The organism is Pseudomonas sp. NPDC086112 (genome assembly GCF_044746425.1).
Taxonomy (GTDB): Bacteria; Pseudomonadota; Gammaproteobacteria; order Pseudomonadales; family Pseudomonadaceae; genus Aquipseudomonas.
In genome coordinates this window covers 1-24,240 of record NZ_JBIVCD010000028.1, presented here as the reverse complement: position 1 = coordinate 24,240, position 24,240 = coordinate 1, and the positions used below count along the sequence as shown (strand labels likewise).

The 24,240-nt window shown below is 59.8% G+C and carries 24 protein-coding genes and 1 pseudogene; 11 read left to right on the top strand and 14 right to left on the bottom strand.

Annotated features, from left to right (window positions below; all coding sequences use genetic code 11):
- Positions 1 to 146 precede the first annotated feature (146 nt).
- The 10 genes from ACIPLA_RS18910 to ACIPLA_RS18865 all read left to right on the top strand — a co-directional run bounded on the left by ACIPLA_RS18910 (position 147) and on the right by ACIPLA_RS18865 (position 7,180).
- Positions 147 to 1,121 (top strand): KpsF/GutQ family sugar-phosphate isomerase, encoded by a 975-nt coding sequence (locus ACIPLA_RS18910; protein ID WP_123498997.1) that lies wholly within the window; start codon positions 147 to 149, stop codon positions 1,119 to 1,121.
- Positions 1,121 to 1,645, top strand: coding sequence for an HAD family hydrolase (locus ACIPLA_RS18905; RefSeq protein WP_192346224.1), 525 nt, complete (start codon positions 1,121 to 1,123; stop codon positions 1,643 to 1,645). Before ACIPLA_RS18910 ends, ACIPLA_RS18905 begins: the two co-directional genes overlap by 1 nt.
- Positions 1,646 to 1,652: 7 nt before the next feature.
- Positions 1,653 to 2,225, top strand: coding sequence for an LPS export ABC transporter periplasmic protein LptC (lptC, locus tag ACIPLA_RS18900; protein ID WP_218398688.1), 573 nt, complete (start codon positions 1,653 to 1,655; stop codon positions 2,223 to 2,225).
- The gene (lptA, locus tag ACIPLA_RS18895) at positions 2,212 to 2,760 is read left to right on the top strand and encodes a lipopolysaccharide transport periplasmic protein LptA (protein WP_007901540.1); all 549 of its coding nucleotides are present in this window, start codon (positions 2,212 to 2,214) and stop codon (positions 2,758 to 2,760) included. Before lptC ends, lptA begins: the two co-directional genes overlap by 14 nt.
- Positions 2,760 to 3,485, top strand: coding sequence for an LPS export ABC transporter ATP-binding protein (lptB, locus tag ACIPLA_RS18890; RefSeq protein WP_030128011.1), 726 nt, complete (start codon positions 2,760 to 2,762; stop codon positions 3,483 to 3,485). Before lptA ends, lptB begins: the two co-directional genes overlap by 1 nt.
- Before the next feature lie 185 nt (positions 3,486 to 3,670).
- Complete coding sequence (locus ACIPLA_RS18885) at positions 3,671 to 5,164, top strand: RNA polymerase factor sigma-54 (RefSeq protein WP_401174989.1); 1,494 nt, start codon at positions 3,671 to 3,673, stop codon at positions 5,162 to 5,164.
- 79 nt (positions 5,165 to 5,243) lie between these two features.
- Complete coding sequence (gene hpf / locus ACIPLA_RS18880; protein WP_003178005.1) at positions 5,244 to 5,552, top strand: ribosome hibernation-promoting factor, HPF/YfiA family; 309 nt, start codon at positions 5,244 to 5,246, stop codon at positions 5,550 to 5,552.
- Between the two features lie 12 nt (positions 5,553 to 5,564).
- Positions 5,565 to 6,029, top strand: a complete 465-nt coding sequence (gene ptsN, locus ACIPLA_RS18875) for a PTS IIA-like nitrogen regulatory protein PtsN (protein ID WP_007901530.1) — start codon at positions 5,565 to 5,567, stop codon at positions 6,027 to 6,029.
- A gap of 2 nt (positions 6,030 to 6,031) precedes the next feature.
- Positions 6,032 to 6,889: an RNase adapter RapZ gene (rapZ, locus tag ACIPLA_RS18870; protein ID WP_123498993.1), complete on the top strand. Its 858-nt coding sequence runs from the start codon at positions 6,032 to 6,034 to the stop codon at positions 6,887 to 6,889.
- Between the two features lie 15 nt (positions 6,890 to 6,904).
- Positions 6,905 to 7,180: an HPr family phosphocarrier protein gene (locus tag ACIPLA_RS18865; RefSeq protein ID WP_123498991.1), complete on the top strand. Its 276-nt coding sequence runs from the start codon at positions 6,905 to 6,907 to the stop codon at positions 7,178 to 7,180.
- A 105-nt stretch (positions 7,181 to 7,285) separates the two neighbouring features.
- Here ACIPLA_RS18865 and ACIPLA_RS18860 read toward each other — a convergent pair whose 3' ends face one another.
- The 6 genes from ACIPLA_RS18860 to pmbA all read right to left on the bottom strand — a co-directional run bounded on the left by ACIPLA_RS18860 (position 7,286) and on the right by pmbA (position 12,671).
- Entirely contained in the window at positions 7,286 to 8,179 is an 894-nt protein-coding gene (locus ACIPLA_RS18860; RefSeq protein WP_218398687.1) for a ZIP family metal transporter, read from the bottom strand.
- Between the two features lie 55 nt (positions 8,180 to 8,234).
- Entirely contained in the window at positions 8,235 to 8,846 is a 612-nt protein-coding gene (locus tag ACIPLA_RS18855) for a superoxide dismutase (RefSeq protein ID WP_401174984.1), read from the bottom strand.
- Between the two features lies 1 nt (position 8,847).
- A complete protein-coding gene (locus tag ACIPLA_RS18850) occupies positions 8,848 to 9,285 on the bottom strand; it encodes a hypothetical protein (protein WP_123498985.1) in 438 nt (145 codons plus the stop codon).
- A gap of 27 nt (positions 9,286 to 9,312) precedes the next feature.
- On the bottom strand, positions 9,313 to 10,689 hold the full coding sequence (locus ACIPLA_RS18845; RefSeq protein WP_218398684.1) for an aspartate ammonia-lyase: 1,377 nt from the start codon (positions 10,687 to 10,689) through the stop codon (positions 9,313 to 9,315).
- A complete protein-coding gene (locus tag ACIPLA_RS18840) occupies positions 10,682 to 11,077 on the bottom strand; it encodes a FagA protein (protein WP_123498981.1) in 396 nt (131 codons plus the stop codon). Before ACIPLA_RS18840 ends, ACIPLA_RS18845 begins: the two co-directional genes overlap by 8 nt.
- 247 nt (positions 11,078 to 11,324) lie before the next feature.
- Entirely contained in the window at positions 11,325 to 12,671 is a 1,347-nt protein-coding gene (pmbA, locus tag ACIPLA_RS18835; protein ID WP_401174980.1) for a metalloprotease PmbA, read from the bottom strand.
- Positions 12,672 to 12,779: 108 nt separating this feature from the next.
- Between pmbA and yjgA the strand changes: the two genes are divergently transcribed.
- Entirely contained in the window at positions 12,780 to 13,304 is a 525-nt protein-coding gene (gene yjgA / locus ACIPLA_RS18830) for a ribosome biogenesis factor YjgA (RefSeq protein WP_007901505.1), read from the top strand.
- 51 nt (positions 13,305 to 13,355) lie between these two features.
- Here yjgA and tldD read toward each other — a convergent pair whose 3' ends face one another.
- The 8 genes and pseudogenes from tldD to mreB form a co-directional block, all read right to left on the bottom strand.
- Positions 13,356 to 14,798 (bottom strand): metalloprotease TldD, encoded by a 1,443-nt coding sequence (tldD, locus tag ACIPLA_RS18825; protein WP_401174977.1) that lies wholly within the window; start codon positions 14,796 to 14,798, stop codon positions 13,356 to 13,358.
- Between the two features lie 12 nt (positions 14,799 to 14,810).
- On the bottom strand, positions 14,811 to 15,665 hold the full coding sequence (locus tag ACIPLA_RS18820; RefSeq protein ID WP_218398682.1) for a carbon-nitrogen hydrolase family protein: 855 nt from the start codon (positions 15,663 to 15,665) through the stop codon (positions 14,811 to 14,813).
- A gap of 119 nt (positions 15,666 to 15,784) precedes the next feature.
- A complete protein-coding gene (locus ACIPLA_RS18815) occupies positions 15,785 to 19,588 on the bottom strand; it encodes a YhdP family protein (protein WP_401174973.1) in 3,804 nt (1,267 codons plus the stop codon).
- A 76-nt stretch (positions 19,589 to 19,664) separates the two neighbouring features.
- Positions 19,665 to 21,122: a ribonuclease G gene (gene rng, locus ACIPLA_RS18810; protein WP_008067330.1), complete on the bottom strand. Its 1,458-nt coding sequence runs from the start codon at positions 21,120 to 21,122 to the stop codon at positions 19,665 to 19,667.
- Between the two features lie 57 nt (positions 21,123 to 21,179).
- On the bottom strand, positions 21,180 to 21,776 hold the full coding sequence (locus tag ACIPLA_RS18805) for a Maf family protein (RefSeq protein WP_401174970.1): 597 nt from the start codon (positions 21,774 to 21,776) through the stop codon (positions 21,180 to 21,182).
- A gap of 44 nt (positions 21,777 to 21,820) precedes the next feature.
- The gene (gene mreD, locus ACIPLA_RS18800) at positions 21,821 to 22,312 is read right to left on the bottom strand and encodes a rod shape-determining protein MreD (RefSeq protein WP_007901481.1); all 492 of its coding nucleotides are present in this window, start codon (positions 22,310 to 22,312) and stop codon (positions 21,821 to 21,823) included.
- Positions 22,312 to 23,442, bottom strand: coding sequence for a rod shape-determining protein MreC (gene mreC / locus ACIPLA_RS18795; protein WP_401175058.1), 1,131 nt, complete (start codon positions 23,440 to 23,442; stop codon positions 22,312 to 22,314). The genes mreD and mreC overlap by 1 nt, the downstream gene beginning before the upstream one ends.
- Before the next feature lie 142 nt (positions 23,443 to 23,584).
- Positions 23,585 to 24,240, bottom strand: a pseudogene (gene mreB / locus ACIPLA_RS18790) (rod shape-determining protein MreB); the annotation flags it as partial.

Below are 24,240 nucleotides of genomic sequence, written 5' to 3'. Positions count from 1 at the left end.
GCATGTTCAGCAACATGACCACCCGAAATCATCTATTTAGAGAGGATTAGGTAACAAGGAATGACAAACCGCGACGAACTAGCGTGAGGGTTTTGATCATTACCGCTATAATCGCCGCCTTTTCATCAGGCTATTCGATTTCCGACATGAACCAATCCAGCGACCTGATTCAATCCGCACAACGTACCATCCGCCTCGAACTGGAAGCCGTACAAGGCTTGCTACCCAATATCAATGCGGATTTCGTACGTGCGTGCGAGATGATTCTGGCCAGCAAAGGCCGCGTGGTCGTGGTCGGCATGGGCAAATCGGGGCACATCGGCAACAAGATTGCCGCCACCCTGGCCAGCACCGGCACCACAGCCTTCTTCGTGCATCCGGCCGAAGCCAGCCATGGCGACATGGGCATGATCACCCGCGATGACATCATTCTGGCGCTGTCGAATTCCGGCTCCACCAACGAGATCGTCACCTTGCTGCCGCTGATCAAACGCCAGGGCATTCAAATGATCAGCCTGACCGGCAACCCCGAGTCGCCGCTGGCCAAGGCAGCGGAAGTCAACCTCAATGTAAGCGTCGAACACGAAGCCTGCCCGCTGAATCTGGCACCTACCTCGTCGACCACCGCGGCACTGGTCATGGGTGATGCTCTCGCCGTTGCCTTGCTTGAAGCTCGCGGCTTTACCGCCGAAGATTTCGCCTTTTCCCACCCGGGCGGCGCCCTTGGCCGCCGCTTGTTGCTGAAAGTGGAAAACGTCATGCATGCCGGCACCGAATTGCCGCAAGTGATGTGCGGTACGCTGCTCAAGGATGCCTTGATGGAAATGACCCGTAAGGGATTGGGCATGACCGTTGTACTGAGCACGGATGGCAAACTCGCCGGGATCTTCACCGACGGCGACCTGCGTCGCACGCTGGACCGTACCATCGATATCCACAGCACGACCATTGATGAAGTGATGACCGCCCACGGCAAGACCGCCCGCGCCGAGATGCTCGCCGCCGAGGCCCTGAAAATCATGGAAGACCACAAGATCAACGCACTGGTAGTGGTCGACAGCGAAGACCGTCCGGTCGGCGCCTTGAACATGCACGATTTGCTGCGTGCGGGAGTAATGTAATGAGCACGGACCTGCTGCAACGCGGCAAACAGATCAAACTGGCGGTGTTCGACGTCGATGGCGTGCTGACCGACGGGCGCCTGTACTTCCTCGAAGACGGTAGCGAATTCAAGACGTTCAACACCCTCGACGGCCAGGGCATCAAGATGTTGATGGCCGCGGGCGTGCAGACCGCTATTATCAGTGGCCGCAAGACCCCGGTGGTTGAACGGCGCGCGAAGAACCTCGGTATTCCGCACCTTTATCAGGGTCGCGAAGACAAACTGGTGGTGCTCGACGAACTTCTTGGCCAGCTCAACCTGAGCTATGAACAAGTGGCCTATCTGGGCGACGACCTGCCGGACCTGCCGGTGATTCGCCGCGTAGGCCTTGGCATGGCGGTGGCCAGCGCTGCCAGTTTCGTGCGCGAACACGCCCACGGCATCACCCAGGCCCGCGGTGGCGAGGGGGCCGCTCGCGAATTCTGCGAATTGATCCTGCGCGCCCAGGGCCGCCTCGATGCGGCCAACGCCGCGTACCTGTGAGCCCATCATGCTGAGCAAGAAAATTCGTAACATCCTGGTGTTCGGTTGCATCGCCGCGATTTTTGCAGCGGTCGGCTACTGGAACATCAGCCCGGAGCGTTTCCTCGACAAGCCGGTGGTGAAGGTCGATGAAACCGCGATCGACTATTACGCCATCAACGCCCACAGCGTGCAGTACCTGCCCGACGGCAAACTGCAATACGAGATGACGTCGGACAAGGTCGAACACGTGAAAGCGAGCGAGGTGACGTTGCTGAGCAATCCGGACCTGAACATGTTCCGTGGCACCGAATTCCCCTGGCACGTCCAGAGCGAGCGCGGCGAAGTCAACCCGGACGGCACTCAGGTCGAGCTGATTGACTCGGTACGTATCACGCGTTTCGACGAAAAAAACCGTAAAACCCTGATTACCACCACCCGTATGACCGTGTTCCCGCAGCAGCAATATGCGCAGACCGATCAACCCGTTAGAATCGACGGCGCCGGCGGTGTATCGACAGGCAACGGAATGAAAGCGTACTTGAAAGAAAGCAGGATACACCTGCTATCGAACGTAAGAGGACAGTATGAGGCTCGTTAAAACTCTCCCTATTTTGCTCAGTCTGGGCGCAGCACTGGGAAGCGTGAGCGCCTGGGCTCTGCCGAACGATCAAGAGCAGCCTATCCGCATTCAGGCCGACGATGCCCAACTGGACGACAAGAACGGCGTTGCCACCTATAAGGGCGATGTGATCATCACCCAGGGCTCGATGAAGGTCACCGGCAATACCGTGACCATCACCCGCACCCCGACCGGCGACATCGACGTGGTGACTTCGGTGGGCAACCTTGCCTACTTCGAGCAACTGCAAACGGCGGGCGATACCAAGCCGGTCCAGGGCTATGGCGTAACTATCCAGTACCACGCCTCGCAAAACCGCGTCGTGCTGATCGATCGCGCCAAAGTCATCGATAAGGACAACAACGTCACCCAAGGCGAGAAAATCGTCTACGACACGGTCAAAAAGCTTGCGAGCGCCGGTCGCGCCACGGGTAACAAGGTCACCGAGGCACGCCCTCGCATCGACATGGTGATCCAGCCGAAGAAGAAAACCGACGAGCAAAAGGCCCAGTAATGGCAACTCTGAAAGCTCAGCATCTGGCCAAGAGCTACAAGAGCCGTCAGGTCGTGCGCGACGTCAGCCTGTCCATCGACAGCGGTCAGATCGTCGGCCTGCTTGGCCCTAACGGCGCCGGTAAAACCACCTGTTTCTATATGATTGTCGGCCTGGTACAGGCCGATCAAGGCCGCGTACTGATCGACGACCTGGACGTCAGCCACCAGCCGATGCACGGTCGTGCGAAGGCCGGCATCGGCTATCTTCCGCAAGAAGCGTCGATCTTTCGCAAACTGTCGGTGGCCGACAACATCATGGCCATCCTCGAGACCCGCAAGGAGCTCGATAAGGCCGGTCGTCGCCAAGAGCTGGAAAGCCTGCTGCAGGAATTTCACATCCATCACATCCGTGACAATCTCGGCATGAGCCTGTCCGGTGGTGAACGCCGCCGTGTGGAAATCGCCCGGGCACTGGCTACCAACCCGAAATTCATCCTCCTCGACGAACCCTTCGCCGGCGTGGACCCGATTTCGGTGGGCGACATCAAGCAGATCATCCATCACCTCAAGGCTAAAGGCATTGGCGTGCTGATCACGGACCACAACGTTCGTGAGACCCTGGATATCTGCGAAACCGCCTACATCGTCAACGACGGCCAACTGATTGCTGAAGGTGACTCCGCCACCATCCTCGCCAATGAACTGGTCAAGGAAGTGTATCTGGGCCACGAGTTCCGCCTGTAAGCACCTGAGGTGCCCGGGTCGCCGAGGGAGCGCTTACTTCAATAAAAAATCAATAACTTTTTATTGTTACAGCGCTCTAGGCAAACACTTCAGTTTCGGGCATATAATTTGCTTATGTTTGGCGCTTCGGCGCCCTGTAGTGGATGGCGCATGTGCGCCGGCGAATAAGGTGTTAAGCCCCTGCCATGAAACCATCGCTAGTCTTGAGAATGGGGCAGCAGCTGACGGTGGCCCCGCAGCTGCAACAGGCCATCCGCCTGCTCCAATTGTCGACCCTGGACCTGCAACAGGAAATCCAGGAGGCTCTGGAGTCCAATCCGATGCTCGAACGCCAGGAAGAAGGCGACGACTTCGATAACGCCGACCCCTTGGCCGATAGCGCCGAACAGAAACCCAACGCCGACATTCAGGAACCCTCCTACCAGGAAACCGCCCCGACGGTGGACAACCTTGAGGAAGGCGACTGGAACGAGCGCATCCCCAACGAATTGCCCGTCGACACAGCCTGGGAGGATGTCTACCAGACCAGCGCCAGCAGCCTGCCGAGCAACGATGACGACGAGTGGGACTTCACCACCCGCACATCGGTCGGTGAAAGCCTGCAAAGCCATTTGCTCTGGCAACTGAACCTGGCACCGATGTCCGACACTGATCGCCTGATCGCCGTGACCCTGATCGACTGCATCAACAATCAGGGCTACCTGGACGAAACCCTCGAGGAAATCCTCGAAGCGTTCGACCCGGAACTGGACATCGAACTCGACGAAATCGAAGCCGTCCTGCACCGCATCCAGCAATTCGAACCCGCTGGCATCGGCGCCCGCAACCTGGGTGAATGCCTGCTGCTGCAACTGCGCCAGTTGTCCGCCAAGACCCCTTGGCTGGCCGAAGCCAAGCGCCTGGTCACCGATTACATCGACCTGCTCGGCAGCCGCGACTACAGCCAGCTGATGCGCCGCATGAAGCTCAAGGAAGATGAGCTGCGCCAGGTCATCGAATTGGTCCAGAGCCTCAACCCGCGCCCGGGCTCACAGATCGAGTCCACCGAAGCCGAATACGTCGTTCCCGACGTGATCGTGCGCAAGGACAACGAGCGCTGGCTGGTGGAGCTGAACCAGGAATCGGTGCCACGCCTGCGGGTCAACGCCCAATATGCCGGTTTCGTGCGCCGCGCCGATACCAGCGCTGACAACACCTTCATGCGTAATCAGCTGCAGGAGGCTCGCTGGTTCATCAAGAGCCTGCAAAGCCGCAATGAAACCCTGATGAAAGTCGCCACCCAGATCGTCGAGCATCAACGCGGCTTTCTTGAGTACGGTGACGAAGCCATGAAGCCGTTGGTGCTGCATGACATTGCCGAAGCAGTCGGCATGCATGAATCGACCATTTCACGGGTGACCACGCAAAAATTCATGCATACCCCACGGGGCATCTATGAACTGAAATACTTTTTTTCCAGCCACGTCAGTACCTCTGAAGGCGGTGAATGCTCGTCCACGGCGATCCGCGCGATCATCAAAAAACTGGTTGCCGCGGAAAATCAGAAAAAGCCGTTGAGTGACAGCAAGATCGCTGGTTTACTGGAGGCACAAGGCATTCAGGTAGCCCGTCGCACCGTCGCCAAGTACCGCGAATCCCTGGGGATCGCGCCTTCCAGCGAACGGAAGCGGTTGATGTAGCCGCCGGGCTGGCCACAGCGTTCCAGTGGCAGGCATTTCTGCCTGCCGCTTTATGCACTGGCAACGAAGGAGAAGCTGTATGCAAGTCAACATCAGTGGACACCAACTGGAAGTGACCGAACCCCTGCGCACCTACATCGGCGAAAAACTCGACCGATTAGAGAGGCATTTCGACAAGATCACCAATGTGCAAGTCACGATGAACGTCGAAAAACTGCTGCAGAAGATCGAAGCCACGCTGCATATTCCCGGCGGAGAAGTGGTCGCCAATGCCGAGCATACGGACATGTATGCCGCCATCGACCTGCTGACCGACAAGCTGGATCGCCAACTTAAAAAGCATAAGGAAAAGACCCAGAGCCTCCTCCAGGGCGCGACCGGTCGTTAACACCCCCAATCCATGATCCGACTAGAAACCATCCTGACCCCCGGCCGTTCCCAAGTGAACGCGCCGGGTGGCAGTAAAAAGAAAGCCCTCGAGCAAATTGCCAACCTTATCCACCGCGAAGTACCGGATCTGGAAATGCAGGACGTCTTCGAGGCCCTGATTGCCCGTGAGAAACTCGGTTCTACCGGTTTCGGCAACGGCATCGCCATCCCCCACTGCCGGCTCAAAGGCTGCACCTCGCCAATCAGTGCGCTGCTGCACCTGGAAGCCCCTATCGATTTCGATGCCATCGACGGTGCCCCGGTTGACCTGCTGTTTGTGCTGCTGGTCCCGGAAGCCGCCACCGATGCACACCTGGAATTGCTGCGCCAGATTGCCAGCATGCTGGATCGCAAGGAAGTGCGTGAAAAATTGCGCAGCGCCCCGAGCAACGAAGCCTTGTATCAGGTTGTCCTGGACGAGCAGAACGGTCACTAATCATGCGCCTGATCATCGTCAGTGGCCGCTCCGGCTCAGGTAAAAGTACCGCCCTCGATGTGCTCGAGGACAACGGCTACTACTGCATCGACAACCTGCCGGCCGGCTTGCTGCCGGAACTGGCCGAACGCGCGCTGATTCACACCGAACTGGCACAACCGCTGGTGGCCGTGTCCATCGATGCGCGCAACCTGCCGAGCCACCTGTCACGGTTTCCCGAATTGCTGGAAGAGGTCCGCAGCCGGCATATCCAGTGCGATGTGCTGTATCTGGACGCCGACGAAGAAACCTTGCTCAAACGCTTTTCGGAAACTCGCCGTCGTCACCCGCTGAGCAGCGCCAATCGTTCGCTGGCGGAGGCGATCCAGGATGAAACCAATCTGCTGGGGCCTATCGCCGATCTGGCTGACCTAAAAGTCAATACCACCAATCTGAACCTGTATCAGCTACGCGATACCATCAAACTGCGCCTGCTGAATCAGCCGGAGCCCGGCACTGCGTTCCTGGTGGAATCTTTCGGGTTCAAGCGGGGCATGCCGGTGGACGCCGATCTGGTGTTCGACGTGCGCTGCCTGCCTAACCCCTACTGGAAGCCGGAGCTACGGGCACAGTCCGGGCTTGATCAACCGGTGGCCGAGTACCTGGCGGCACAGCCGGACGTCGAAGAGATGTTCCAGGACATTTCCTCATACTTGCTCAAGTGGCTACCCCGCTTTGCCGCCAGCAATCGCGCCTATGTCACCATTGCCATTGGCTGCACTGGCGGGCATCACCGCTCTGTCTACCTGACCGAACGTCTGGGTCAGGTCCTGCAAAAAACCCTGAAGAACGTCCAGGTCCGCCACCGCGACCTCAGCTAAAGGATTCACATCGCGATGCCTGCTCTGGAAATCGAAATTATCAACAAGCTGGGTCTGCATGCCCGCGCGTCTGCAAAATTTGTCGGAGTCGCCGGTCAGTTCAAGGATTGCACGATCAGGGTAGGACGCACGCCAGAATCCGTGGTCGATGGCAAAAGCATCATGGCCATGATGATGCTGGCCGCTGGCAAGGGCACCAAAATCCACCTGATTACCGAAGGCGAACAGGAGCAGGAAGCGCTGGATGCATTAGTGAAGCTGATCAACAACTACTTCGACGAAGGCGAATAAACATCAAAAGATCGCAGCCTCGTTTCACTCGACAGCTCCTACAAGGATCTGCATACAGTAGGAGCTGTCGAGTGAAACGAGGCTGCGATCTTCTGATCCTGTTTTTCAAGCCAACGCTGTATCCATCACCATCATCAGACAAAACCCGATCAGCAGCCCAAGGCTGGCCAGTTTGTCGTGACCATGGCGGCGCGATTCGGGGATGACTTCGTGAGTCACCACCAGCAACATCGCACCGGCCGCCAGTGCCAGCCCCAACGGCAACAGCAGTTCGGCAAGGCTCACCAGCCAGGCGCATAACAATGCAAAGACCGGCTCGACCAACCCTGATGCAGCACCGATCAGGAACGCCTTGACCCGCGACATCCCTGCCCCGGCCAACACCAACGCAATGACCAGTCCTTCCGGCACATCCTGCAATGCGATGCCCATGGCCAGGCTGTCGGCGTCAGGCATGCCACCACCGGCCGAGACGCCGACAGCCATGCCTTCGGGGATGTTGTGGGCGATGATGGCAAACACAAACAACCAGATCCGCGGTGGAATCACCGATCGCTTCAGTGTCCCCACGAGCATTTCGGGCGTAGCGCCAGACACCCTGCGATCCACCAGAAACAACCCGAATGCGCCCAGAAGGATGCCGAAGCTAATCAGGCCGCTGGCCGCCCAAGGCGTCAGCCCGAGGTTTTCTGCCGCGGCAATGCCCGGCACGATCAGCGAAAACGCCGTCGCGGCGAGCATCACCCCGGCTCCGAAACCGAGCAATATGTCGCTGACTGCCTGAGGCATCTGCCGAATCACCAGCACCGGCACCGCGCCCAAAGCCGTACCCAAGGCGCAAATCGCCCCGCCTTGCAGGGCACGCTGCAGTCTCGGTTCGAGGTCCAGCCAGCTCAGCCCTTGGGCAGCCAATAATGTCATGCCCGCCAGCAGTAACAGCGATCCCAGTGCGTAACGAAACATTCGTCCACTTCCGACCGCCAGTGTTTCAGTGCCCATAGTCAGCCCTGGATTGTTTTATAGAGACTTAGGGGGCGTTCTCAACTAGTTCCCCCTAAACCAGCGCAGCCTGATAACGCGCAGCGACTTCGGGCCAATTGATCACGTTGTAGAACGCATTGATGTATTCCGGGCGGCGGTTCTGATACCGCAGGTAGTAAGCGTGCTCCCAGACATCCAGGCCGAGGATCGGCGTATTGCCATTCATCAACGGGCTGTCCTGGTTGCCGCTGCTTTCAACAATCAAGGTCTTTTGCGGCGTCACGCTCAACCAGGCCCAACCGCTGCCGAAACGGGTCAGCGCAGCTTTGGTGAAGGCTTCCTTGAAGTTGTCGAGACCACCCAGCTGTTCGTCGATCGCCTTGGCCAGCGCGCCTTCAGGTTGGCCTCCGCCGTTGGGTGCCATCACTTCCCAGAACAACGAATGGTTGGCATGCCCCCCGCCCTGATTGATCACCGCCGCACGGAGCCTTTCCGGCAATTGCTGGACCGCCGCCACCAGTTTTTCCACCGGCCATTCAGCAAATTCAGTGCCTTCGACTGCAGCGTTGAGGTTGTTGATGTAGGTCTGGTGGTGTTTGGTGTAGTGGATTTCCATGGTCTGCGCATCGATATGCGGTTCCAGGGCGTCATAGGCGTACGGCAAGGCAGGCAAGGTAAAAGCCATTTCAATGAACTCCATGTTGTAAGGGCGCAGGCTGATGCGCGGGCGGCGTCTCGCGGTGTAGCAAACGCTGGGTGCGCGGATACTCGCCGTGTTCGCTGATGAAATTCAGCAGCTCGACATAGGTTTTGCTGCTCTGGCGTAGCGCGGCTTCACGCAAGGCTGGCGCCAGTCGCGGGTCCTGCATGGTCTGCAACAGTCGTTGATGGATCGCACACAGGTACTCGGCGCTCTCCTCCGGCTGGTTCAGACGCAGGTGCAGGTCCGCCAGGTTATGGTGGGAAATCACGCAAGCCGCCACCGCTTCGTCGGCATCGGCCCAGCGCTCGAACAACACCTGGGCCAAGGCCAATGCCTGCAAATAAGCCTCGCGAGCATCGACCAGCTCGCCCAGCATGAAACAGCGATTTGCTCTTTCGATCGTGCGTTTCCAGTGCTCCATGGTGAGCCTCCAAAGCGGTAGCGGTGATTACACGCCGCCTGCGGTGAGCTTCTCTGGGTTGAGCAATTCTTCCAGTTGGCTGCGCGTCAGGTCGGTGTGTTCCAGGGCGACATCGATCACCGGCCGGCCCTGCTGATAAGCCTTCTTGGCAATCTCAGCGGCTTTTTGGTAACCAATGATCGGGTTGAGTGCAGTGACCAGAATCGGATTGCGCGACAGCGCTTCCTTGAGCCGGGCCTCGTTGACCTTGAAGCTGGCGATAGCCTTGTCACCCAGCAGACGGCTGGCGTTGGCCAGCAATTGGATACTGCTCAGCAGGTTATGGGCGATGATCGGCAGCATGACGTTCAGCTCGAAATTGCCCGACTGACCGGCGACGGTGATCACCGTGTCGTTGCCAATCACCTGAGCGGCGACCATCGCGGTAGCTTCCGGGATCACCGGATTGACTTTACCGGGCATGATCGACGAGCCGGGCTGCAAGGCTTCGAGTTCGATTTCACCGAGCCCGGCCAACGGCCCGGAATTCATCCAGCGCAGGTCGTTGGCGATTTTCATCAAAGAAACCGCTGTAGCCTTGAGCTGCCCTGAAACGCTGACCGCCGTGTCCTGCGAGCCGATCAGCGCAAACAAGTCCTTGCCCGGCGTGAACTGAACCTGCGTCAGTTGGCTGAGTTGCTGGCTGAAATGCGCCGCAAATTGCGGATGAGCATTGATCCCGGTACCCACCGCCGTGCCGCCCTGGGCCAGCGATTGCAGACTCGGCAGCAAATCCTGCAAATGACCGATATTGGCCTTGAGCTGTTGCGCCCAACCATTGAGCACCTGACTCATGCGCACCGGCATGGCGTCCATCAAATGGGTACGCCCGGTTTTGACAAATGGATGAACCTGCTCGGCCTTGTGCTCGATCACCTGCACCAGATGCACCAACGCCGGCAGCAACTGCTCATGCAAGCTCAATGCGGCGCTGACATGGATGGTGGTCGGGATGATGTCGTTGCTGCTTTGGCCGCAATTGACGTGATCGTTGGGATTCACCGGCTCGCCCAACAAGCGGCTGGCCAGGGTGGCGATCACTTCGTTGGCGTTCATGTTGGAACTGGTGCCGGAACCGGTCTGGAAGATATCCACCGGGAAGTGCTGCATGAAATCGCCTTCGAGCAAGCCTTGAGCGGCGTCGACGATCGCCTTGCCCTGGGATTCGCTGATCTGTTTGAGCTCGACGTTGGCTCGGGCGGCAGCGGCCTTGGCCAGAATCAGCGCCCGGATGAACTGCACGGGCATCGGTTGGCCGCTGATCGGGAAGTTATCCACCGCGCGCTGGGTTTGCGCGCCATAGAGAGCGTCCACCGGGACCTGAAGTTCGCCCATGCTGTCGCGTTCGATACGTGTGTTACTCATCAGGAGATCCTTGCACCAGTTCTATGAGAGGGATGGAGGGTTGCAACTCGCAGGTCGCCAGTTGCCAGGCATAGCTTTGCCAGCGCTTGAGGCGGCATTTGCAGAGTGATTGCCGTTCGAGATCGCGCAACGGCCGCCAGGCCTGGTCGAGACACAGGCTGCGCCAGTGCCAGGGCAGCGCGACATCGACGGCGGTGTCGAGCAGCAAACGGAAAGAGGTTTCGGCGATGGTCCAGGGAGAGGTGGCCGTGCAACACGCCAGATACCGGCCTTCGGCCAGGTAATGTTCGATCAGGCGCGGTTCGTCAGGGTCCATGGCGCAACGGATCTGGCGACTCATCCAGCGCCAGCTTTCGAGGTAAGGCTGCTCGTGCAAGGCAGAACTCATGATCCGGGCTCATTCGGTAATGAGATTTATTATTAGATGATAATGAGAACCAAAACAAGCACGGCAAAGCACTGAGTACTTTGTGGGAGCGGGCTTGCTCGCGAAAGCGGTGTACCAGCCGACGCTGATGTCGAATGTGATGGCCTCTTCGCGAGCAAGCCCGCTCCCACAGGGATCTTTTCCAACGCATAAAAAAAGGCGCGCCACCCAATGGGGTGGCGCGCCTTTTTGTGCAGAGATCGGAGGCTTAGCTACCCGCCACTGTCATCCGCTCGATCAACACCGACCCGGTGCGAATATTGCTGCGCAATTCCAGGTCATTACCGACCGCAATGATCTGCTTGAACATGTCACGCATGTTGCCGGCGATAGTCACCTCCTGCACCGCGAACTGGATTTCCCCGTTCTCGACCCAGAAACCCGCCGCTCCACGGGAGTAATCGCCAGTGACCATGTTCAGGCCCTGCCCCATCAGCTCGGTGACCAGCAAGCCTCGCCCCATGCGGCGCAGCAAGGCGGCCTGATCTTCGTCACCATGGGTGACGAACAGGTTGTGCACGCCGCCGGCGTTGGCAGTGCTCGGCATGCCTAGCTTGCGGCCGGAGTAGGTGCCGAGTACGTAGGACACCAACTCGCCCTTCTCCACGAACGGCTTGGCGTAGGTCGCCAGGCCATCGCCATCGAACGCCGAACTGCCCAGAGCGCGCATCAGGTGCGGACGCTCATCGATGGTCAGCCATTCCGGGAACAGCTTCTGCCCCAGCGTGCCTTCGAGGAACGACGATTTGCGGTACAGACTGCCACCGGAGATCGCCGACAGGAAACTGCCGAACAAGCCACCGGCCAGTTCCGCGGAAAACAGCACCGGCACTTCACAGGTCGGCACGGGACGCGCGCCCAGACGGCTCGCCGCCCGTTGCGCGGCACGCTGGCCGATGCTCTCTGGAGAGGCCAGCAAATTGCCCTGACGGTTCACGTCATACCAGTAATCGCGCTGCATCTGGCCATCGGCTTCGGCGATCATTACGCAACTGAGGCTGTGACGAGTGGACGCGTAAGCACCGATAAAACCGTGGCTGTTACCGTAAACCCGGCAGCCCTGGTGAGTGCTGAGGGTGGTGCCATCGGCATTCTTGATCCGGCTGTCGGCGGCAAACGCCGCCGCTTCACAGGCCAGGGCCTGCTCGATGGCTTGCTCCGGGGTAATGTCCCATTGATGGAACAGGTCAAAATCCTGCAAATCCTTGGCCATCAGCGCGGCATCCGCCAGGCCCGAGGCTTCGTCTTCAGACGTGTGCTTGGCAATAGCGAGTGCCGCGGCGACGGTTTCGCGAATCGCTTCCGAACCGCTGGCCGAGGTGCTGGCCGAGCCTTTGCGCTGGCCTACGTACAAGGTGATGCCGAAGCCCTGATCGCGATTGAACTCAACGGTTTCGACTTCCCGCTGACGCACCGTGGTCGACAAGCCCTGCTCCAGCGACACGGCCACTTCACAGGCACTGGCGCCCTGGCGCTTGGCTTCAGCGATGATCTGCTCGACTTGTTCTTGCAGTGCCGGCAACGCTTGTGGGCCGACGCTTTCAACTGCACTCATGCTGTTCTCCACTCAAATTCTGCTTTCGGCTGGGGCCTTCGAGCGACCGGGCCGGACAAGCGGCCCCCGACTGGTTATCATGGCGGCGTTTCTTTGCGGACGGCCACCATGGTTGATTCTTACGACGACTCCCTCGATACGGGAGAAAAAAGCAAATCCCAGGTTAAACGCGAGCTTCATGCTCTGGTTGACCTTGGCGAGCGCCTTACAACACTCAAGCCTGACTTGCTGGCAAAACTGCCGTTGACCGACGCTATGCGCCGGGCCTTGGCCGATGCGCCCAAGCACACCGCGAATATCGCGCGTAAACGGCACCTTATGTTCATCGGCAAACTGATGCGCGATCAGGACACTGACGCCATTCTGACTCTGCTCGATCAACTGGATGCCTCCACTCGGCAGTACAACGAACGCTTCCATGGCCTGGAACGCTGGCGCGATCGCTTGATCGCGGGCGACGATGCAGTCCTGGAGAAGTTCGTGCTCGACTACCCGGAAGCTGATCGTCAGCAATTGCGCTCCCTGATCCGTCAGGCCCAGCACGAACTGGCGACCAACAAGCCACCGGCTTCGAGCCGTAAAATCTTCAAGTACATCCGTGAGCTGGACGAGACTCAACGCGGTCTGCGTTAAGTCCCGAATCGGGTGAGTTGCCAAGCGGCTCACCCGAAGCTCCATCCCTTCTTACGATCCTGTGCCACCCACAGTAATCGCATCAATCTTCAGCGTTGGTTGGCCGACACCCACCGGCACCGACTGCCCATCCTTGCCACACGTGCCCACACCGCTGTCCAGCGCCAGATCGTTACCGACCATCGACACCTTGCTCATGGCTTCCGGCCCGTTGCCGATCAACGTCGCGCCTTTGACCGGGGCAGTAATCTTGCCGTCTTCGATCAGGTACGCCTCGCTGGTGGAGAACACGAACTTGCCGCTGGTGATGTCCACCTGACCACCGCCGAGGTTGGCGCAGTAGATGCCTTTCTTTACCGAGGCGATGATTTCTGCCGGGTCGCTTTCGCCTGCCAGCATGTAAGTGTTGGTCATGCGCGGCATCGGCAGGTGCGCATAGGATTCCCGACGACCGTTGCCGGTGCGGGCCACGCCCATCAGGCGCGCATTAAGCTTGTCCTGCATATAACCTTTGAGCACGCCGTTTTCGATCAGCGTGGTGCACTCGGTCGGGGTGCCTTCGTCGTCGACGCTCAGCGAACCACGGCGCCCGGCGAGGGTGCCGTCATCGACGATGGTGCAGAGCTTCGAGGCAACCATCTCGCCCATGCGCCCGCTGTAGGCCGAACTGCCCTTGCGGTTGAAATCGCCTTCCAGACCATGGCCGACGGCTTCGTGCAACAACACGCCGGACCAACCCGAACCCAATACCACCGGCAATGTACCGGCCGGGGCCGGGATCGCTTCCAGATTCACCAGCGCCTGACGCAACGCTTCGCGGGCATAGCCCATGGCGCGGTCGTCGCTGAGGAAATAGCGGTAATCGGTACGACCACCACCGCCATGACCGCCGCGTTCACGACGGCCATTCTGCTCGACGATCACGCTGACATTGAAACGCACCAGCGGTCGCACATCTGCCGCCAGGCCGCCATCGGTGGAAGCAATCAAAATCCGCTCCCAGACCCCGGCCATGCTCACAGTCACTTGCTGGATACGCGGGTCGAGGGCACGGGTTGCCACGTCGATACGCTTGAGCAGCTCGACTTTCTCGGCACGGGTCATCACTTCCAGCGGATTATCCTGCCCGTACAATTGGGCGACATCCTGGGTGGTGAATGCCTGCACAGTGCCGTTCTGCCCGGCCCGGGAGATCGAACGGGCCGCACGGGCAGCCGCGCCCAGTGCTTCGAGGGTGATCGCATTGCTGTAGGCGAAACCGGTTTTTTCACCCGATTGCGCACGCACACCGACACCCTGGTCAAGATTGAAGCTGCCTTCCTTGACGATCCCGTCTTCCAGCGCCCAGGACTCGGAAATCTGCCCCTGGAAATACAGGTCGGCGGCATCGATGCCCGGGCCGGCCAGATCGCCGAGCACACCTTGCAGGCTCTCGATCGTTACGCCGCCGGGCGCCAGGAGGTGTTCACTGACGGAGGACAACAACTCGCTCATATGCTTTACGCCTTAAATTCGTCGTTCTGATGCAGGTCGCTGGGCGCCCTGCGAGAAAAAGCGCCGGTGAGTGGACACCGGCATCCGCGCCCTGATAGACGCCTGTTCGCTGCTGTCGCGTTGGGCCAGCAGCACGGCCTCGCCTTGATCCTGTTGCGCCAGCACACGCCCCCATGGGTCGACGATGGCGGCGTGACCAAAGGTTTCTCGTGGCCCCGGATGCGTTCCACCCTGGGCGGCCGCGAGCATGTAACACTGGGTCTCGATGGCCCGCGCGCGAATCAGCACCTCCCAATGGGCCGCGCCGGTCACCGCGGTAAAGGCCGACGGTGCGGTAATCAATTCCGCGCCGGCCGCACGCAATTCGCTGTACAGCTCCGGGAAACGCAGGTCATAACACACCGTCAGGCCGACTCGACCGACCGGAGTGTCGGCAATAACCACACCACTGCCATAAGCATAGTCATCGGATTCGCGATAACGCCCGCGATTATCCGCCACGTCTACGTCGAACAGGTGCAGCTTGTCATACCGTGCAACGGTTTCGCCGCGGTCATCCACCAGCAACGAGCATGCGTGCACTTTGGCCGTCGGTTGGTCCTCCGGCGGCAACGGCAATGTGCCGGCCACTATCCATAACTTGAGGTCGCGGGCGGTCTGTTTCAACCACGGCAGGATCGGGCCTTCGCCCAAGGCTTCGGCGCGGCCGATGTCGGCAATGTCGCGACGGCCCATGGCAGCGAAGTTTTCCGGCAGCACGGCAAGCCGCGCGCCACCGCTCGCCGCCTGCTCAAGCAGACGACGGGCCTGGGCCAGATTGACCAGCACGTCGCTCTGGCTGACCATTTGAATCACCGCTACAGACATGGCCATTTCCTTACTCAAAACAACACATGACCGCTCGCTCCTACAGGGATTAGCGTCGGCGCATTCGAACGTACGGACATGCTACTCCATAGGCCCAAAGAGTGCTTTTTCAAAAGAATTCAAAAAGGCTTGTCGAAGGTGATTTTCGGATCTTTCCATGGGCCTTTGACGGTGTATTTGACGCTGGCATAGCGCGCCACGCGGTCACCGATCAGCTTGTCGATCAGGAACAGCGCCCCGCCGACGGCCGGCGCACCGACGATCAGCGCGGCAATCGGCAGATTGTTGGTCACCGGTAAAGTCACCAACAACTTGGCATCGATCTGATCACCCACCAGGTCCAGCGTGCCGTTGAGCTCCACATTGCTCGACGGCCCGGTCAGCAGAATGGGTTCACGGGTCACGTAAACGCCGTTACTGGCAACCAGCAAGCCTTTGACCCGGTCATAGCTCAAGCCTTTGCCGAACAGGTCGGAAAAGTCCAGGCGCAAGCGGCGGCCAATGGAGTTGAAGTTGAGCAGGCCAAATACCCGCAGCGCCTGAGCCCCGCCCTCGACTTCAATGAACTGACCTTTATTCAGCGACGCATCAAGGCTGCCGGAGAAGCGTTTGGTGGCCAGCCACGCGGGTGACCCAGGCCAGCGACCATCGACGTCCATATGAAACTCTTCGCTGGTGACGCTCGGTGCAAAACCCCAGCCCTTGAGCACGTCGGCAAGGTTCTTGCCACTGACTCGGCCCTTGTACCAACTGCTGGAGTTACCCGGCACGCCTTCCCAGCCACCGCTGCCCCGCAAGAGAATGCCCTTGAGGCCCAGATCAAGGGCATTGAAGGCGACGCCCTTGTCGGTCGGCCGAACCTTCAGGTGCCACCCGCCCACCAGATCCGGCCCCTGGAACAGCTGATTAATAGTGACATCCAGCGCCGGGATCTTCGTCGGGTCCACCGTGGCCAGCGGATCCGGCGAATTCTCGTCAGCCAGCGCGGTAGGGTCTCGTGCCGGCAAACGTACGTACTGCAGATTGACCGCAATCGGTGCGGCTTTCGCATCGGGAATTCCCACGCTGCCCTTGGCCTGCTGACTGTCGAGTTGCAGGGCCCACGCGGCCGGTTTGCGCGCCAACTGCACCGACGCCTGATCGAGGGTGGTGCCGAAACCCGTGAGTTTTCCAACCTTCAAATCCGCGCCACTAAGCAACTGTTTGGCACTGCCGCCAGGATCCTGACCAGCATATTTGGTCACCAGATCCTGCCAGGGGGCGACATCCAGCTCGGACAGTACCCCACGCACGCGCAAGCCTTTGGCGCCGGGCAACACGGCACTGCCGCCACCGAGAAACAACTCGCCGCGACCGTCGGCGAAATTGCCGGTCGGTGCCGCAAACGTGAAATTCGCCAGTTCACCATAGGTGGCCCAGTAACGTCGCTCCGGCCCCTGCAGGGTCATGCGGAACACGGTATCGCGCCCGACATCGGCCGCCATGCCGAACGGCGCCGGCAAATCCACCGCCACGCCTTTGAGGTTGGAGCTGACCATCAATTGGCTGTCGGCGCCATCAAGGTTCAGTTGCAGCTGATAAGGGATCGTCCCCGTCACCGGCAATGGCTGAGTGACATTCAGCCATTCAGTCAGTTTTTTGACCTCGACCTCACTCGTCGCCGCGACCCGAGTGTTGAGCTTTCCCGGGCTGCCTTCAGCAAATATCTGTGCGGTCACCGGCTTGTCGAAGGCTCGCGCCGTGATCTTTTGCCCGCTCAGCCCCTTGGTGCTGTCGAAACGGAAATCACCCTTGAGTTGCGTCAGTTCGAGGGTGGGCTCACTGAGCTTCAAACGGGCCTTGGCGGTTTTGAAGTCGACGAGGATTTTCGGCTGCTCGCCTTTGACCAGCGGGATATCGAGTTTGAGCTTGCCTTGCAGATCGCCCTCGCCTTCCCAGCCAGCGAACGTGTCGGCGGTGCCGATTGGCGCTTCTTGCAGAATCTTCAGGCCATCGCCCAACCCGCCAGCGAACGCGCCATCGAGGAACAGATGAGTGCTCTGCCCGGCAGGCACACGGGGAATATTGACGTAGACGTCGCTGACCTGGGTGTCGAGCAATTGGCCCTCGCTCGCGAGGATCCGCACGCCGCTGTCTTCGATGAACACATCGCCGCTGACCTTGCTGACATGCGGCCAGCCCGGCTGAAACGCCAGCTCGGCATCGTGGACCTTGAAAAACAGGCTGATGCTGCGAGCCGTTTCGGCGGCGCCGTGGTTCAGCGAACCCTGGTACTGGAAGAAGCCTTCATCCACGGCGCCTTTGAGAATCGCGGTGCGCAGCCATTCGTCGAGCCCCGGGCTGAGAACCGTCGGCAGGTACTTGGCAGTGTAGCGACCGTCGCCGTCGACCAGGCCGACCCGCAGGTCCATGTAGTCTTCCTGGGCGCGATCGAAATGCAGGCGGATCAGGAAATCGCCGGCAATCTTGCCCTCTTCACCCAGCACCTTCAGGTACGGTGCGATCAGGGTGAAAGCTTCTTTGTCGAGTTTCCAGGTCAACCGGGCGTTGGCCTGAATGTATTGCCATGGCTTGGCGAAAATCGGGTCCAGATGCAGGGAGAAATCCTTGCTGTCCATGCGCAGTTCGCCCTGCCCGAGGTCGCCGCTGATGCTGCCACTGACATTTCGCACCGCTGGCGCACCGCGATAAGCGTCGAACCCGACTTTGTCCAGGTTGGCGGCAAAGCTGAATTTAGTGTCATCGGTAGCGGCTGGGCGGAAGTCGATCAGCACATTGCGCAAGACTCCGGTGACCTTGAGCCGCTCGACCGCCGTGGCGATCCCTTCGGGCAGCGGGCCCAATGCGTTCAGCAGCGGAGTGAGCGGTGTGAGATCGAGACGGTCGGCTTGCAGATGCAAGAGCTCTGGCGCCTTGTCTGTCGCCGCCGTTTGTTGAAATTGCAGTTTCGATTCCCAGCGGCTGTCACCCAGGCTCATGGCCAGAGAATCCAGGGTCACCAGAACGCCTGTGGAACTGCGCTGGAAATACCCGTTCAGCGCCAGATTATTGATCTGGATCGGCTTGCGCTCGGCATAGGCGCCCTTGAGTTGCGGCGCGTTCAAGCGAATCGCGGCGCGTTGCACGGTGCCCTTGCTCCAGTTCATCCAGAACTCGCCACCGGCCTTGATCTCGGAAAAATTCCATTGCTGGGTCAGGCGCTCGGGCAACCATTTCGACCAATCGCTTTGCGGCAGGCTCAGGTAAGCGTCCGCTTCGCCGTCCTTCCATTGGTCAGCGCGCAAACGGGTGCGCAGGCTCATCGCCACCGGCTGGCCGTCGGGCAGGGTCAAACGGGCATCAAGCCGCTGACGAGATGGACCGGTTTTCAGATTCAGGCCGACATACGTCAGGGTCAGCGGCGACTCCCCCAACGGCTGCAAGGTGATCTGGCTGTCGAGTACCGACAGCTGCTGGACCCTCTGCATGCGATTGAGCAGTTGCTCCGGGTTCAGCGGCTGGTCCTGCTGCACCGGCAAACCTTCCAGCGCCCAATGACCGTCCTCACCTTCCTTGAGGCTGATCTTCAGGCCGTTGAGTTCCAGGTGTGCGATGCGCACTTCGCGCGCCAGCAGGCTGGCCCAGAGATCCGGCACCGCGCGCACCTGATCCAGGCGCAAGGCATTGGAACCCGCGCCAACCATCACGTCATGGGCCAAAAGAACTGGGGCGAAACCGCTCCAGTTGCCTTCCAGCTTGCCGATCTGCAGGGGCATGCCCAAGGCATCGCTGGCTTTGTCTTCGACGTCGGCACGGTACTCGGCCACCAGCGGCGTCAGCTCTCGGCCGAGGCTGACGAACAACGCCATCAGCACTAAAACCAACGCACACAGGCCCAGACCCCAGCGGGTCAGTGCGGCCAAAATGCGTGTCAGACGGTCCATGTCAGTTGGCTCCCGTGGCAAAAATACTGCAAAAAGCTGAGGCCAGCCGTTCTAGTGGAGGTAAAAACACAACGATTCAGAGCAACACCACGTCGTATTGTTCCTGGGAGTACATGGTTTCCACCTGGAACCGAATGGTGCGCCCGATAAAGCCTTCGAGCTCGGCGACATTGCCCGACTCTTCGTCGAGCAAACGGTCGACCACTTTCTGATTCGCCAGCACCCGATAGCCTTCAGCCTGATAGGCCCGGGCCTCACGCAGGATTTCGCGGAAGATCTCGTAGCACACGGTTTCCGGGGTCTTGAGTTTGCCGCGACCCTGGCAGCTGCTGCACGGTTCGCACAGCACTTGCTCAAGACTTTCACGGGTGCGCTTGCGGGTCATCTGCACCAGGCCCAACTCGGTAATGCCGATGATGTTGGTCTTGGCGTGATCGCGTTCCAGTTGCTTCTCGAGGGTTCGCAACACCTGACGCTGATGCTCTTCATCTTCCATGTCGATGAAGTCGATGATGATAATCCCGCCCAGATTACGCAGGCGCAGCTGACGGGCAATGGCGGTGGCGGCTTCGAGGTTGGTCTTGAAGATGGTTTCTTCGAGGTTGCGATGACCGACAAAGGCCCCGGTATTGACGTCGATGGTGCTCATGGCTTCCGCTGGATCGACCACCAGATAGCCGCCGGATTTGAGCGGTACCTTGCGCTCCAGGGCTTTCTGGATCTCGTCTTCGACACCGTACAGGTCGAAGATCGGCCGTTCGCCAGGGTAATGCTCCAGACGGTCGGCAATCTCCGGCATCAATTCGGCGACGAATTGCGTGGTTTTCTGGAAGGTTTCCCGGGAATCGATGCGGATCTTCTCGATCTTCGGGCTCACCAGGTCACGCAAGGTGCGTAGCGCAAGGCCGAGGTCTTCGTAAATCACACTCGGCGCGCTGATGGTCTTGATCTGTTCGTTGATCTGGTCCCAGAGCCTGCGCAGATAGCGGATGTCCATGAGAATTTCATCGGCCCCGGCCCCTTCGGCAGCGGTACGCAAAATGAAACCGCCGGCCTCCTTGATGCCTTCTTTGGCCACGCAGTCGGTAACCACCTGCTTGAGACGTTCGCGCTCGGCTTCGTCCTCGATCTTCAGGGAAATGCCGACGTGGGCGGTGCGCGGCATGTACACCAGATAGCGCGACGGAATCGACAATTGCGTGGTCAGGCGTGCGCCTTTGGAGCCGATCGGGTCCTTGGTGACTTGCACCACCAGGCTTTGACCTTCATGAACCAGCGCGCTGATGCTTTCCACCGTCGGGCCTTCGCGAAGAGAAATCTCCGAGGCATGAATGAACGCGGCGCGATCCAGACCGATATCGACGAAGGCGGCCTGCATGCCTGGCAATACCCGCACGACTTTGCCTTTATAGATGTTGCCGACGATCCCGCGCTTTTGCGTGCGCTCGACATGGACCTCTTGCAGGACACCGTTTTCAACCACCGCCACGCGCGATTCCATCGGCGTGATGTTGATCAGGATCTCTTCACTCATGGCAGGGTCTCGTTCAGGCATGTTCACGATAATGGCCGCATCTTGTCAGTACGACGCTCAACGCGCGTTAAAGGTTTGCCAACAGGGTATGCCGAAATGGCCGAGCAGCTCGCAGGTTTCGCACAACGGCAATCCGACCACCGCCGAGTAGCTGCCATTAAGCTCGGCGACGAACACCGCGCCCAGTCCTTGAATCCCGTAACCGCCCGCCTTGTCCCGGGGTTCGCCGCTGGCCCAATAGGCCGCGGCTTCGGCACGGTCGATGGTGCGAAAACGCACCAGGCTGCGCACCACCGAAGACTCGCAACGCTCGCCATTGCGCACCGCAATCGCAGTCAGCACTTCATGTTCGCGCCCGGACAACAGCATAAGCATGGCGCATGCGTCGGCTTCGTCCACCGGCTTGCCGAGAATTTTCCCGTCCAGCACCACGGCGGTGTCGGCACCCAGCACGCAGAAATCGGCGTCGGACACGACCGTGCCATGCCCGGCCTCGGCCTTGCTGCGCGCCAGACGCTCGACATAGGCCGATGGGCATTCTTCAGGTAAAGGGGTTTCATCGATGTCCGCGCTGATGACGGAAAACGGCACGCCGATCTGCGTGAGCAATTCACGCCGACGCGGCGAGCCTGAGGCGAGGTACAGCTGTTTCATCAAGACATCTCCCTGTCGAGGTTATGGGCAAATGCCTGACCGAATTAATTGATTTTGTAGCGTCGACGCAAACCGCGCAAACCGTAGCTGATCCAGGGCCAGAGCAACGCGCTGACCAGTGCCGGTAACACCAGGGCCAGGGTCGGCTGGCGATTGCCGGTCAGGGCGCTCAGCCACAACTGAACCAGTTGGGCGAGGCCGAAGATCACCAGGATCACCAGGCTCTGTTGCCACATCGGGAACATGCGCAGGCGCTGTTGCAGCGATAGCACCAGGAAGGTGATGAGTGTGAGGATCAATGCATTCTGGCCCAGCAACGTGCCATACAGCACATCTTCGGCCAGCCCCAGGCACCAGGCGGTCACCATGCCGACTTTCTGCGGCAGGGCCAGCGCCCAGAAGGCCAACAGCAAGGCCAGCCATAGAGGACGCAGGATTTCCATGAACTGCGGCAGCGGCGAAACGCTGAGCAGCATGCCAATGGCAAAGGTCAGCCAGACCATCCAGCCGTTTCGGGAGGAAGTAGTACCGCCCATTATTCTCTTCCCCCAGTGGTAGCCGGCGCGGAGACAGGCGGTCTGGCAGCTGGCTTCACGGCAGCAGGTTGGGCCGCCGGTGGTTTGACGGCGGCCGGTGCCGACGCGGGTGGCTTGCTGGCGGCATGAGCAGCGGTTGCCGGGGTTGCGGCAGCAGGTGCAACCGCCGGAGCAGCCGGAGCAGCAACGGCAGCCGGTATCACCGACACGGCCGGTTTGGGCACGGTTGCGGGAATGATCGGCCCACCGCCATGCTGGTCCAGCGCTTCCTGAGCCTGGGCGGCGTCGTTGGCGCGTTCCTCTGGGGTGCGTCCATCACTGAACACCAACAACAGATAACGACTGCGGTTCAACGCAGCGGTCGGCACCGCACGGACGATGGCGAATGGTTGACCGGAATCGTGAATCACTTCCTTGACCGTCGCCACCGGGTAACCCGCCGGGAAACGCTGACCGAGGCCGGAGCTGACCAGCAAATCGCCTTCTTTGATGTCGGCGGTATCGGCCACATGACGCAACTCCAGACGTTCCGGGTTACCGGTGCCGCTGGCAATCGCCCGCAGACCGTTACGGTTCACCTGCACCGGAATGCTGTGAGTGGTGTCAGTCAGCAACAGTACGCGGGAGGTATACGGCATCAACTCGACCACTTGCCCCATCAGACCGCGGGCATCGAGCACCGGCTGACCGAGGATCACACCGTCGCGCTCACCTTTATTGATGATGATGCGATGGGTAAAGGGGTTGGGGTCCATGCCGATCAACTCGGCCACTTCGACCTTTTCGTTGACCAGCGCGGAAGAGTTGAGCAACTCGCGCAGCCGAACGTTCTGCTCGGTCAGGGCGGCCAGCTTTTGCATGCGCCCCTGCAACAGCAGGTTTTCGGTTTTGAGTTTTTCGTTTTCGGCGACCAGTTCGGTCCGGCTGCCAAATTGGCTGGCCACACCTTGCCATAGCCGCTGCGGCAGGTCGGTGATCCAGTAAGACTGCATCAGCACCAGCGACATTTGGCTACGCACTGGCTTGAGCAGTGTGAAGCGGGCATCGACCACCATCAGCGCGACCGATAGCACGGCCAGCACCAACAAGCGCACGCCCAGTGAGGGGCCTTTGGTGAAAAGCGGTTTAATAAGCCGCTCCTCCCAGGCAAATGTTCTCTTTATTCATACGGCATCAAACCGGCCTGGATGCAGACTGACAGAAGATAAACGCAACAGGCAGCACTGCAAAGTGCTGCCTGCGCGCTCAACAGCATAGAGGCGATCCGGCGACTTATTCGCTGGAAAGCAGATCCATGGTGTGTTTATCCATCATTTCCAATGCGCGGCCACCGCCGCGTGCAACGCAGGTCAACGGGTCTTCGGCGACGATCACCGGCAGACCGGTTTCCTGGGCCAGCAACTTGTCGAGGTCGCGCAGCAAGGCGCCACCACCGGTCAGTACCAGACCACGTTCGGCGATATCGGACGCCAGCTCCGGAGGCGATTGCTCCAGTGCACTTTTCACGGCCTGAACGATGGTGGCCAGGGACTCTTGCAGAGCTTCCAGCACTTCATTGGAGTTCAGGGTGAATGCGCGTGGAACGCCTTCGGCCAGGTTACGGCCACGAACGTCGACTTCGCGAACTTCGCCGCCCGGGTAAGCCGTACCGATTTCCTGTTTGATGCGCTCGGCGGTGGATTCGCCGATCAGGCTGCCGTAGTTGCGACGCACGTAGGTGATGATCGCTTCGTCGAAGCGGTCGCCGCCAACCCGTACGGATTCGGCATAGACCACACCGTTGAGGGAGATCAGCGCGATTTCAGTGGTACCGCCACCGATATCGACAACCATCGAACCGCGAGCTTCTTCAACCGGCAGGCCGGCACCGATCGCAGCGGCCATCGGCTCTTCGATCAGGAACACTTCACGGGCTCCGGCACCTAGGG